General features: G+C 32.2%; 9 protein-coding genes and 3 pseudogenes. 10 read left to right on the top strand and 2 right to left on the bottom strand.

Annotated elements, in window-relative coordinates; all coding sequences use genetic code 11:
- The first annotated feature begins 155 nt into the window (after positions 1-155).
- The 8 genes and pseudogenes from ILT06_RS21425 (at position 156) to ILT06_RS21460 (ending at position 8537) form a co-directional block, all read left to right on the top strand.
- Positions 156-869 carry a response regulator transcription factor gene (locus ILT06_RS21425; RefSeq protein WP_061672473.1) on the top strand — a complete coding sequence of 238 codons (714 nt, stop codon included), beginning with the start codon at positions 156-158 and terminating at the stop codon, positions 867-869.
- Positions 866-1924 carry a sensor histidine kinase gene (locus ILT06_RS21430; protein WP_061672474.1) on the top strand — a complete coding sequence of 353 codons (1059 nt, stop codon included), beginning with the start codon at positions 866-868 and terminating at the stop codon, positions 1922-1924. The genes ILT06_RS21425 and ILT06_RS21430 overlap by 4 nt, the downstream gene beginning before the upstream one ends.
- Before the next feature lie 98 nt (positions 1925-2022).
- Complete coding sequence (locus ILT06_RS21435) at positions 2023-2520, top strand: DM13 domain-containing protein (protein WP_098103410.1); 498 nt, start codon at positions 2023-2025, stop codon at positions 2518-2520.
- 1123 nt (positions 2521-3643) lie between these two features.
- Positions 3644-4342: an L-serine ammonia-lyase, iron-sulfur-dependent subunit beta gene (sdaAB, locus tag ILT06_RS21440; RefSeq protein WP_222655535.1), complete on the top strand. Its 699-nt coding sequence runs from the start codon at positions 3644-3646 to the stop codon at positions 4340-4342.
- A gap of 22 nt (positions 4343-4364) precedes the next feature.
- Entirely contained in the window at positions 4365-5252 is an 888-nt protein-coding gene (gene sdaAA / locus ILT06_RS21445; protein ID WP_222655536.1) for an L-serine ammonia-lyase, iron-sulfur-dependent, subunit alpha, read from the top strand.
- 296 nt (positions 5253-5548) lie between these two features.
- Positions 5549-6868, top strand: a complete 1320-nt coding sequence (locus ILT06_RS21450; RefSeq protein WP_222655537.1) for an aromatic amino acid transport family protein — start codon at positions 5549-5551, stop codon at positions 6866-6868.
- Between the two features lie 455 nt (positions 6869-7323).
- A pseudogene (locus ILT06_RS21455) lies at positions 7324-7503 on the top strand (hypothetical protein).
- A 272-nt stretch (positions 7504-7775) separates the two neighbouring features.
- Positions 7776-8537: a hypothetical protein gene (locus tag ILT06_RS21460; protein WP_222655538.1), complete on the top strand. Its 762-nt coding sequence runs from the start codon at positions 7776-7778 to the stop codon at positions 8535-8537.
- Positions 8538-8719: 182 nt separating this feature from the next.
- Here ILT06_RS21460 and ILT06_RS21465 read toward each other — a convergent pair whose 3' ends face one another.
- Positions 8720-9190 carry a DUF5065 family protein gene (locus tag ILT06_RS21465; RefSeq protein WP_098103549.1) on the bottom strand — a complete coding sequence of 157 codons (471 nt, stop codon included), beginning with the start codon at positions 9188-9190 and terminating at the stop codon, positions 8720-8722.
- 546 nt (positions 9191-9736) lie between these two features.
- On the opposite strand from ILT06_RS21465, the gene ILT06_RS21470 reads away from it, so the two are divergent.
- Complete coding sequence (locus tag ILT06_RS21470) at positions 9737-10141, top strand: hypothetical protein (RefSeq protein ID WP_222655539.1); 405 nt, start codon at positions 9737-9739, stop codon at positions 10139-10141.
- Between the two features lie 403 nt (positions 10142-10544).
- Positions 10545-10844 (top strand): annotated as a pseudogene (gene pagR, locus ILT06_RS21475) (transcriptional repressor PagR).
- A 186-nt stretch (positions 10845-11030) separates the two neighbouring features.
- On the opposite strand, the pseudogene ILT06_RS21480 reads toward pagR, so the two are convergent.
- Positions 11031-11601: pseudogene (locus ILT06_RS21480) on the bottom strand (S-layer homology domain-containing protein); the annotation flags it as partial.

Genomic DNA, 11601 nt, shown 5'->3' on the forward strand with positions numbered 1-11601 from the left:
TTATTTTCCGAATTTTCATTCGCTTCGAGGCTGAAATGTGGAATTCTGATTTATTTATGTGATTAGTTTCTATATCTTTACCTATAAAGATATTTTTATTGGATAATAGAAAAATAAATTTTGTGTTATTGGTGAAAAAGAAGTGAGGATAGTATATGAAGAAAAGAATTTTAATCGTAGAAGATGAAGAAAATATTCGAGAAGTATGCAAACGGTATTTAGAAAGAGAAGAATATGAAGTTTATACCGCTGTAAATGGTAAAGAAGGTTGGGATTTATTTCTTACACATCAACCAGAGTTAATTATATTAGATTTGATGATGCCAAAAAAAGATGGATGGGAATTATGCGAGGAAATTCGTCAACAGTCAAATGTCCCTATTATTATGTTAACTGCTAAGGGAGAGGAAAGGGATCGAATTTTAGGCTTAACAATGGGGGCTGATGATTATTTAACAAAGCCATTTTCCCCTCGTGAATTAGTATTAAGGGTTCAAATTATACTAAGAAGAGGAAGCCATGTACCAATACAAGCGAAAGAATCCCTATTGGAAGTGATAGAGTTTCCAGATTTAAAAATATATCCAAAGACCAGATATGTACTTGTTTGTGATAAGGAAGTGGAGTTAACGGTGAAAGAGTTTGAGGTACTTTATCTCATGGCAAAGCATCCAAAACAAGTATTTTCTCGCTCGCAGCTTCTTGAATTAATTTGGGATTTTGGACATGAAGGGGCATCAAATACAGTTACCGTGTTAGTGAGTCGTTTACGTGAAAAGCTCGAGAAGCATACGATAAAGAATCGTTGGATTCATACGGTTTGGGGTATAGGATATCGCTTTGAGCCAAATGGAGGAAATGAAACATGAGATTACGTATTCAATTGTTACTCATGAATCTATTAAGTACCAGTATTATGGTAATTGCTATATGGTATAGTGAGACCAAAATGTTACTTGAACCGGAACAAACGCGGTTATTAACAGTAATTGCATTTGTGGCATTCATTATTTCAACGTTTATTTATTGGTTAATGACACGTCCTATCATGAGATCTATACAAAATTTAATAAAATTGACAAAACAATTTAGTGATAGACACTTTAAAACGATGTATATAATTGGGCAAGAACCACGTGAGTTTAAAGAATTGGCAACAGCCTTTCAACAGATGGCAAAAAAATTAGAAGAAGGGTTTACTAAGTTAGAGGAACAGGAAAACTCTCGTAAGGAGCTAATTACCAATATCTCACACGACTTACGAACACCTATGGCTAGCATGCAAATGATGATAGAAGCATTACAAGATAACCTGATTGAAGATCCTGAAATGAAAAAGCAATACTTAGCAACGGTTTTAAAAGAAATAGAAAGATTAAATGGATTAATTAACGACTTATTTGATCTTTCAAAGTTAGAGTTTGAGCAAGTAGATTTTCACCCAAGTTTCACACATTTAGATAAAGTTCTATTAGATGTATTAGAGTCACATTCTGTCTTATTAGGAGACAAACAAATCCATGTGCAATTGGATGTCCCTGATACATTACCTCGACTTTTGATTATGCCTTGTAAAATAGAAAGGGTCATAGGTAATTTATTACATAATGCAATTCGATATTCTCCTATCTCTGGAACAATTGAATTGACTGTAGTGGAAAATAAACTAACTCAACAGGTTCAATTCATTTTGCGGGATGAAGGAATGGGAATTTCTCCAAATGATCAATTACGTGTATTTGAACGTTTTTTTAGAACAGATCGATCAAGAAGTTCACAATCTGGAGGTTCCGGACTTGGATTAGCTATTGCAAAATCATTGATTGAAATGCACAAAGGGGAAATTGGTGTAAGGAATCGCGCAGATGGTAAGCAGGGAAGTGAATTTTGGTTCACTCTTCCCATCACATCAGTAAAAAAATAAGATGGCTGAAAGACTTTTGTAACATTTACGTTAGAAAAATGAAAGACCTTCTTGTTAACATACTACTACACAGTATGATACAGGAGGTTTTTTACTTTATGAAAAGAAAATATGTATGGCTTATAGGTGGTTTGATAATTGTATTGGGGATATTATGGTCATTGTTCCGACCAGAGAAATTATTTATTGATAAGCACGTAAATGAATCATTGCCACAAACAGAGATACAATCAACTGAAGTAAGGCAACAAAGTGATCGAGTATTAAGGGAAGGTCAGTTTCAAACCGGTGTCCATGAAACAACTGGAACGGCAAAAATTCACCAATTAGCGGATGGAAAACGTGTTTTACGACTTTCTAATTTTGCAACATCAAATGGGCCAGATGTACGAGTTGTATTAGTTCCTACAAATCGTTTGAAAAATAATGAAGACGTAAAAAACTATCAGTATATTGATTTAGGAAAATTAAAGGGAAATAAAGGAGACCAAAACTACGAAATTCCTGAAGGGATAGATGTAAGTGAATATGGTTCGGTTTCTGTTTGGTGTAAAAGATTTAATGAAAACTTTGGTGCGGCTTATTTTAATAATTAAATATGAACTTAAAATTTCCTCTTACAGGCGAAATTCATATGAGATATGGTAATAGCTGCAGCGGACTTAGTTGCTAAGAAGGGCACTCATAAGAGTGTCTTTTTCATATTTCTCAATTTTTGTATATTTTAGAGCTATTGGACGTTTACGGAGAGATTTTATTTAGTGTGGAAGCGTACTGTCTGTGAATAGAAGGATGAATAATATGTTACAGGAAAACATAACTCTTTTATAACTTAATTTTGAAGGAACATATACTTTTTTCATTTATCGGCTTGTAAAGAAGTATGGAAATTAAAGTTTATAATTTAAAAGTCAGCTTAAAGATGCAATAAGCAATTTGAATAGTAATCTTAAGTAAATAAAAAAGAGAGAGGAGCATCGATGAGCTCTTCTCTCTTTTTAAATCTAATTAGGGTTTCCATAACTGTAAAGGGGATGGTATAAATTGTTGGATATTACCAAAGTATTACTTTAAGTTAAGATTATAAAAAGAAGTTCCTTTTTTCTGAAAAATTAATATTAATGCAAAATTAATGATTAATATTCAAAAAAGATTTTATAGTTCATTAATTTATTACTTGCTATCTTTATTAATCATTTATTGCAACAGCTTTCATGTCCAAAATTAAATGTTTCAACAAAGGATAATATAAGTATCATTATAATGATTTTCCAATATAATCAATGTGTTAATGAAAGGAACTCTGTGTTATTTTTGCTTTTCTACTAACTAATACAGATTCAAACAAAGGACACAATTGCTACATGCTAAGTGTAATCTATTACCCATTCAAGATTCTGTTTATTCAATCTTTCTAAAAATAAAAAAATATTGTACTCATAAATATACAAGCTATAATGAGGGCGTCGAGAAAGAATTTATTACCTCTAGAGAAAGTATCAAACCTAGTTTTTTTGCAAAAATCCTAATGACATTGTAAGTAACCTTTTAAATTTGGACATACTGACATGATTACTCTAAGAAAGGTATGTGATCAAAAGGAAAAGTGTATTTGACACGAGAATGAAAGCGTCTTCAATGAGGTCTTGTTTTGAATCAGTCATTTTAGTAACTTAGATTCAACTGCAATTAAAAATAATAAATTATGGGGGTGCTTATATGAACATGAATGTAGCATCTATTAAAGAACAAAAGGTTGTTAAATACAAAAGTTGTTTTGATGTGATTGGGCCCATAATGATAGGTCCTTCAAGTTCACATACTGCAGGTGCTTTGGCTATTGGAACAGTAGCCAATAAATTATTTCAAGGTCTTCCAAAAAAAGTCGTGGTAAGGTATTATGAATCATTTGCTGAAACCCATAAAGGTCACGGAACTGATTTTGCAATTATTGCTGGGATATTAGGATTTGCTGCCGATGACAGCAAAGTGCCAGATGCTATTGAAATAGCAGAATCTAAAGGAATTGAAATTACCTTTATTGAAGAAGCAGGTGATAGTCCTGCTGGCCATCCAAATACGGCAGATGTATATTTAGAGGATGAAAATCGAAGTATTAGAACGATGGGGATTTCGGTTGGCGGTGGATTAATTGAAATCAAACATGTTGAAATTGACGGATTTAACTTAGACCTGCAGGGGCCATTGCCAGTTATTATTGCGATTTCTGAAAGAGCTGACTTTGAATTTGTCTTACGCAGGATCTTTAAACAATATGATGTGGAAATAAACAACTTTCATAGTTTAGAAGAAAACAGGAAATTTTTATATGCATTTGCTTTGGATACGCTATTGCCTGGTAATGTCCAGGAGGAATTAGGAAATTTAAGCAATATAGCTAAGCTCATTATTCTTTAGTTACATTAAGGAGTGAAAAAATATGTATATGGCCATAAAAGAAATTGTGGATGCAGCTAATAAAAGCCAAAAGACAATTTATGAATTAGCAATTGAACAGGAAATTGAACAAACTAAATCTACTTATGAAGAAGTTTGGAATAAAATGGAACGAAATTTAGCGACTATGCAAAATGCTATAAATAAAAGTATCGAGGGCGATGGTGTATTTTCTCCAACTGGTTTAACCGGAGGTGATGCTGTTAAAATTAAAAACTATCGAGAAAATAGGAATACCCTTTCTGGAAATTTGATGGTGTTAGGGATTCAAAGTGCTATCGGTGTTAATGAAGTAAATGCTGCATTAGGAGTTATTTGTGCAACTCCAACAGCAGGTGCGAGTGGGACGATTCCGGGAGTCCTATTTAGTATTAAAGATACGTTGGAGTTAAGCCATGAAGATATGATTCATTTTCTATTTACTTCAGCGTTATTTGGAACAATAGTCGCAAACAACGCTTGTATTTCAGGAGCGTACGGAGGATGTCAAGCTGAAGTAGGCAGTGCCTCAGCAATGGCAGCTGCAGCTGCGGTAGAAGCTACAGGTGGAACGCCACAGCAATCTTCTGAAGCTTTTTCGATTGCATTACAAAATTTACTCGGTTTAGTTTGTGATCCGGTCGCTGGTCTAGTAGAAATTCCTTGTGTAAAGAGAAACGCCATTGGAACGGCAAATGCTTTAGCAGCAGCGGACATCGCATTAGCCGGCGTAAACAATATCATCAATGCTGATGAGGTTATTGAAGCAATGTATAGAGTTGGAAGACAGATGCCTCGCGAACTAAGAGAGACAGGTTTAGGTGGAATTGCAGCTACACCTACAGGGATTGCAATTAAAAATAAAATCTTTGGAGAGAAACAATTAAATTAATGAACAATTATCGGGTATATTGTGAAAAAGTTAACAATGTATTCTCTATTGCTCGCCTAAGGATGTCTGTATATTGGGGGAATTACTAATAAAATATACTACTATATAATTGAAATATTTTGTAAGTGGTAACAACCCTGTCAGGTTGATGCTTCGCTAATTTTTTGATTTAGATTAACTTAGAAGAAGGAAATACGATGTGGCGCACTTTATAAGCAATTCATTTTTCAAGAACGATCTATATTCCGATGCCTTAAATAGAGAAGTAAGAATAGGAAACTAGGAGGAATTATTATATGAATGGGAATACTGCAAAAAACATAGAATTTCAAGTTGATAATACTGCAGTAAAAAATGAGAAATATCTGGATCCTAAAAAGTGGCATAAACAGGATACTACCTGGGCATTGAGTCTATTTGGAACAGCAATTGGAGCAGGAGTCCTCTTCTTACCTATTAATGCAGGTTCAGGTGGTTTATTATCATTGCTGTTAATTACTATACTTGCATATCCTGTTATGTATTACTCACATAGGGCGCTTGCTAAAATGATATACGCTTCTAATTCTGCCGAAGAGGGGATTACAGGTACAATAAGAGAGTATTTCGGAAATAAAGCAAGTATCATTTTTAACATTGTATATTTCGTCTCAATTTATACGATCGTGCTTATGTATTCGGTTGCACTTACAAATACTGCAAGTAGTTTTATTGTGCATCAATTGCACATGCCAGAGCCTCCAAGAGCTATTTTATCACTTGTATTAGTTCTTGGTCTTATCGCTATATTGAATTTTGGTCAAGATATTACTGTAAAGATCATGAGTATGCTAGTGTATCCTTTCATAGCTTCTCTACTGTTTATCGCAATATCTTTAATTCCAAAGTGGAATACGTCAATGCTTAGCTTTTCAGCTGTTTCTACTGCTTCAACAGGAACAGGATATTTGGGAACGATATTGATGATTCTACCAATCATCGTATTCTCGTTTAACCATTCTCCTATGATTTCGTCATTCGTTATGAAACAGAGAGCTACGTATGGAATAGACGCTACTGATGCCAAGTGTGCTCAAATACAAAAAGTTTGTTATATCATGACATTCGCTGTTGTTATGTTCTTTGTTTGGAGCAGTACTTTAAGTTTGACTCCAGATGATCTTAAGGTGGCAAAAGAACAGAACTTGTCAATCCTATCATATCTTGCTAATGAGCTTAATTCGCCAGTAATCACTATTGCAGCTCCAATCATTGCGTTTATGGCTATTACAAAGTCTTTCCTTGGCCATTATATAGGAGCGTATGAGGTAATGCGTGACATGATTATCAAGTCCGGTAAAAAACGTGGGAAAGATTTAGGAGAGAAAACAGTTAAGACAATGATTCTTACTTTTGTCGTATTAACATGCTGGTATGTTGCTTATACCAATCCAAGTATTCTTGGAATCATTGATGCCCTTAGCGGTCCGTTAATTGCGGCTATCTTATGTCTATTACCAATGTATGCAATTCATAAAGTGCCTGTACTAGCTAAATATAGAGGGAAGATGAGCAATGTATTTGTTATTGTTATAGGTATCCTTACTGTCCTAGCAAGTATTAGGTCATTATTCTAATTCACTAGAATTAATTCTGATGCAAAAATAGTGACATATAAAAAAAGATGGAAAAATTCCTAGATGAACTGAATTTTATATTGTTGAATCAAAGAAATTATATTTTTGGACAAACTTCTCACCTTAGAAAGTTTGTCCTTTTCTAATTATATGCTTAACTTCTATTTCAGCAATTATTTTTTTAGCGCTTACAAAGATTATAATTCAAGCATATTAGGGCTGCTAGCCAAATAAGAATCTAAGGGCGTTTAATATTTTAACGCTTCTAGGGTTATGGTCCATTATAATTAAGTTAAAAATTCTCCAGTGAAGCAAAATGAAAAAATAGAGACTTTTATAGTAATGAAATTCATTTTTTGTTTTGAGCTCAACCGGTTTTGTTAGCTTGATAGTGTTGCGTTTGTACTACAAAAATAAGCTTCGTGAAAGTGCAAGAAAAAAAGGAAGTGAAAAATATGGCTAAATTTACTGAAGAGCAATTTATATATTTTACAACTAAATCGAAGTAATTGGAGTCTGTAAAAGAGAATTGGGAAACATATTGGTATAAATATAGAAAGCTACAAGACTGGTTGCAAGAACAGCAACTAAGTACTAGTTTTATTAGTTGGGTTGAAGAGAGGATGAAGAAATAGTTCTTAATTTATCCTTTAGAAGTATCCCTTATATCATTATGATGAAAATGTATTTAATTAATAAATAGGGTAAGTGAGGCATCCAGAGGGATGCTTTTTCTCTTGGCATAGAAATCCCCTTGGTGACTATATTTTAAATATAATTAATAAATACGGTACGTGAAGTTTTATAATATGTGTAGAGATGAGATTACATTTAATACAATTAGGGAAGAATGGCATATCAGATGATGGATTAAATACATTTATTTTTATAAAAATGGAGGAGTGTTATGAACGCAGGTTCTAAAGAGTTTAAGCAGACCATAAACGCATTAAGTGCTGCCAACGCATATTTAGATTGCTTAGTACAAACTAAAACGTATCTGCAGTTTCTAATACTTATCATATTTTGTATTATTACTGTTTACATACCTTTTCCATCATTCATGCTTAATTATATAAATGAATTAGATATACTGATGCAATACATAATTAAATCTGTTTATTTTTCTTTTCCTATTTCATTAGTTTTCCTATTTATAATGAGGGATCAAAGGTTTTTGTTTTCTAAAAAAATCACTTTCCAGCAACTAAAAATTTCTTTTTTCTGTGCTTTCATTATTTATGCTATTATGTTGTTATTTTTAGCCGTACTAATATCTTTTACAACATTCAAAGGAACATCTAATCCTATTGGGAATGAAGGGATTACTAATATGCTTCACAAAACACCTGGGATTGCAATTCAATTAATCGGAGAGAACATTATGTTTGTATCTATATTGTTCTTTTGGCATAAGATCGTACGCTCTTTCATAATAAGCCCCATATCTTCAATTACAGCCTCTTTAATATTGTCTGGAAGCTCATTTGGGTTACTCCATCTTTCTACGTATAACTATAATTGGGTACAATGTTTAACTATCATTGGGATACCAGCTATCGCTCAAATGATTTTCTTTTTAATATTTAAAAATATTCATATGGGATACATACTTCACTTCATTTACAATTTAATCATTATACTTTTTAGCTATATAGCTTCTATTTAAAGTAATTTACCACTGAAAATAAAAGAAAAGGTACCCCTGCTGCAAGGTACCTTTTCTAAGGGGTATAACTCATTAGCTAAGCGGCCGTTGGTCAAGTATACCGCCTAGACTATTACATGAGTTATGTTTTTATTATACATTGATCATATCAAAAATATTATCATTAGTGAAATTAACTTCTATTATTTTTTAATTTTAAAGCTGCCACCATAATAATAATTTTCTCCAAGTTTCATAACAGCTACATATGATCCTGGTTCATAAACTGATGTAATAGGTGTTACAAATCTACCATAATTTTGCTCAGTACCAGTATCATAAATTGTTTTATATCTTTGCATATTTACTACTTCATTCTCACCTTCACTTAATCGATATATCTTTACAATACCTTTATCTTTACCGCCTGTATAAATTTTAATGTCCAAATTATCTCCATGCTTTAAATCACCAACAGCTAATTCTTGTAAGAAGTCTGCATTATGATGAAGTAAAAAATAGTTTTGCCATTGCCAGTCATCGAAAGCCGATGATGCTTTCTGTATAAATTGAGATTCAGCAGAAGCAGGTGTAATGCTTCCTGCAGTATAGGAAAATACACTTCCTCCAATAGTTAATGCTCCAATAATAGCTACTTTTCCTAAAAGTTTCATTTTTAAGCCTCCTAGTTTATTAAGAACTATAAAATCTTACTCATGAAAAACAGCTGTCAAATCATTAGATGGTAATATTTTCTATGTAAATTTTAACATATACAGATTTTCCCGCCAATCAATCGATAAAAATATAATTTTTAACATGTATTTCATGTTTATCCTGAACTGAAAAATCACCTTTTAAAAGAACGTTAGTTCGTATATAATAAGATCAAAACAAACGTTCTTTTAAAGGAGATGTATTATGGAATGCTGGTGGTATACACAGATGTAGTCAACTAGAAACTATCTTACAACAAGTAAAAAATGCTACAAATTATTAAGTTCGTGTAAAACTCATTAAAAAATCACATAGATTCGATAACAAATAGAACCCCTTTGTGCACTGAAGGGTTCTATTAAATTTTTATAAAACTACACGCCAACGTATCTTACATGCTTGAAAAAACACTCTAAATATTTCTTCATTGTATAATAAACAGAAAAAGGGTTTGTAATGATTTAATTGTATGATAATAAATATAAATATTTAGGAGGTGTAATATGAAACAACCTTTCCTCATTGGAATAAGTTTTAGTGACTATAAAACTATACAAAAAGAGGCTATAGTTACAATTGAAGAAATGAGTGGATTTAATAAGGAAAGTAACACATTTAAATATCCTTTTGGCTTGGGAGAATTGTTTTTTATTACTTCAGATAGTGTAAAAATTATTTGGAATGAGGTTTCACTTTCATGTTATATCGAAAGAGGCGATACTACTTCATTTTTAGAAAAAATGCTAGAGTATTACAATAAATTAGCAAAAAGTTATTTACATAATCCATCCTATGAGTGGAGTCAGGAAAATTATAATCAATATTTAGTAAGTAAACATGAAATTGTAGTTGAATCCATATTAGAATATGAATACGAACGAATTAAAAAAGAAGAGATCACTACGTAAATTTTCCATAATATTACACTTTAGTGACAACGAAAAAAGCGAAAGAATAAACAATCAAATGTTTTTCTTTCGCTTTTTCGTTAATTTTATCTACATTACCTTTCAAGACAACAATTTACTATTTCCTCAATTGTAAATATACATCGATTATGTAAAGGGACAGTAGTAATCACTTTTTTATAAAATTTAATTATTTTTTGTTAACTGTGATTGTGAATTGTACAAATGATATATTTACTATTCGAAACTTCATACAAACCACACATTAACTCCACTAGATACACAAACTAGAAATATATAATTCAAATATTATTATTAACACCAAACATTCAAACATATTAATATTATGTAATACGGAAGTTACGCTATATTAGAAGAGAACAAATAAGGGAGAGAAGTTACTATGACAAGTTTTGCGAATCAACATGTAGAGAATACGATTTTAGAAGAGGATGTAGAGCTTTTAAAAGTTATGGCACACCCAATGCGTTTAAAATTGATCAGTGAGCTTTCTAAACATAAAACACTAAATGTAACCCAAATGACCGAGATTTTAAACATTCCACAATCAACAGTTTCCTAACACTTATCTAAAATGAGAGGGAAGGTTATAAGAGGAAATCGTCAGGGATTAGAAATTTACTATAGCATCGAAAACCAAAAAGCTAAAGATATTATGGGGTTATTAGGACCGCTACAATAAAATATTAGGTCTACCATTTAAGAGTTACTTATATAGAATACAATGCCCTCCTTAATGTAGGAGGGCTCTTATTATTGAATTTTTCGCTAAATGTATTTAAGATGTGAATTTCACGATGAAAACTTTTTAATAAATAGCATCTATATACTTATTAGTATGGGGATTTTCCCATTGAATTCCTTTTGCTTATCTTGCCAACTTTTCAATGATTGGAGCTTTAGCAGATAATTCACCACTTGCCATATTACTCATAAAGGATGCACCATAAATAGTAACTGTATCCCCAACTTGAATATCCTCAAGCACTTCAGAAGAAACTACAGCAGTAACAGTCCGGCCTTCACTAGAAATTTGGACAGCTTCCTTCGTTTTATTGATTACACTTCCAGTGTGCATTTTATATTGTTTTTTTAACACATTTTCCTCATTTTCTTTTTGAACAATTGCATATTTAGCTATAGCTGGCTCACCTGGTATTGAGCCTATAAAAATAGGAGCATAAATGGTAACGGTATCCCCAATCTGAATATCTTTAAGTACCTCAGGGGAAGAAACGATAGCGTATATACTTGATTTTTTACCAGAAACCACCAATCCATTTTCTGTTTTTTCAATTACTTTACCTGAACGCTTTTGATGCTGATTTAGAAGAGTATTAGTATTTGTATAGTCATTTTCTTTTAATTCACTATTCATCTCTCTAGACAACATATCCGTTTTAGCAGTAAGTTGAACAGCTTCAACACGTGTTATCACT

Origin of the sequence: Bacillus sp. 17RED48, assembly GCF_019837545.1 — a bacterium.
GTDB classification, from domain to species: Bacteria; Bacillota; Bacilli; order Bacillales; family Bacillaceae_G; genus Bacillus_A; species Bacillus_A wiedmannii.

Excerpts from the sequence above, each read along its gene's own strand:
- ILT06_RS21425 (WP_061672473.1), top strand. The coding sequence starts at position 156 with ATGAAGAAAAGAATTTTAATCGTAGAAGATGAAGAAAATATTCGAGAA.
- ILT06_RS21430 (WP_061672474.1), top strand. The coding sequence starts at position 866 with ATGAGATTACGTATTCAATTGTTACTCATGAATCTATTAAGTACCAGT.
- ILT06_RS21435 (WP_098103410.1), top strand. The coding sequence starts at position 2,023 with ATGAAAAGAAAATATGTATGGCTTATAGGTGGTTTGATAATTGTATTG.
- sdaAB (WP_222655535.1), top strand. The coding sequence starts at position 3,644 with ATGAACATGAATGTAGCATCTATTAAAGAACAAAAGGTTGTTAAATAC.
- sdaAA (WP_222655536.1), top strand. The coding sequence starts at position 4,365 with ATGTATATGGCCATAAAAGAAATTGTGGATGCAGCTAATAAAAGCCAA.
- ILT06_RS21450 (WP_222655537.1), top strand. The coding sequence starts at position 5,549 with ATGAATGGGAATACTGCAAAAAACATAGAATTTCAAGTTGATAATACT.
- ILT06_RS21460 (WP_222655538.1), top strand. The coding sequence starts at position 7,776 with ATGAACGCAGGTTCTAAAGAGTTTAAGCAGACCATAAACGCATTAAGT.
- ILT06_RS21465 (WP_098103549.1), bottom strand. The coding sequence starts at position 9,190 with ATGAAACTTTTAGGAAAAGTAGCTATTATTGGAGCATTAACTATTGGA.
- ILT06_RS21470 (WP_222655539.1), top strand. The coding sequence starts at position 9,737 with ATGAAACAACCTTTCCTCATTGGAATAAGTTTTAGTGACTATAAAACT.